This window comes from Thiorhodococcus minor (assembly GCF_010820565.1).
GTDB classification, from domain to species: Bacteria; Pseudomonadota; Gammaproteobacteria; order Chromatiales; family Chromatiaceae; genus Thiorhodococcus; species Thiorhodococcus minor.
The window spans coordinates 1-637 of sequence record NZ_JAAIJQ010000321.1 but is presented as its reverse complement, the minus strand read 5'-3'; the positions used below and the strand labels follow the sequence as shown (position 1 = coordinate 637).

1 protein-coding gene is annotated in these 637 nt (G+C 67.0%); it reads right to left on the bottom strand.

Translation table 11 applies throughout. From position 1 onward, the window contains the following. On the bottom strand, nucleotides 1–637 hold a 637-nt coding region (locus G3446_RS27165; RefSeq protein ID WP_164456749.1), incomplete at both ends, for an integrase core domain-containing protein.

Sequence of the window (637 nt, the reverse complement as noted above, 5' to 3'; positions counted from 1 at the left end):
CCTGGCCGTAGTACTCACGGTAGGCCAGCTCCACCTCCGTGTCGGCGCCGTTCGCGGATGACGCCTCGGGCGGTTGGGGCTGACGGCGCCGGCGATGGACATTGGCCAAGGCATCCAGCGGCGTGACCGCGCCCAAGGCGTTGCCGTCGGCGTCTTCCACCGCCAGAGCCTGACCGCTATGGGGATCGACGACCAGGCGCACGGAGCGCCCGGACAGCGCATAGGGCACTTCGAAGAAGTGCCCCTGGTAGGACAGCGTGCCATCCTTGCGCACCTTGCGGGTGAGGCGGTGATAGAAGAGCGCATCGAGGCGGGCCGCCCGTTCACCGAGGGTGCGAATGCGCGCGAGATCCTGCTGATAGCGCGCCAACGGCGTTTGCCTCGCCAGGCCCCCATGAGGCGTGCGGTGATAGACGGTTTCGATCCAGCTCCACAGACGGGCGTTGAGATCCTCGAGGTCACCGATGCGCGCCACGTCGAGCTCGCTGAGGAACTGATCGCGCAAGGTACGGTGCCAACGCTCCAGCTTCCCCTTGCCTTCGGGATGATAGGGGCGGCAGTCGACCAAGTGGATGCCCAGTCGGGCGCAGATCCCCTGCAGCGTCTTGGCGCGATAGGCCGGGCCGTTGTCGATCAC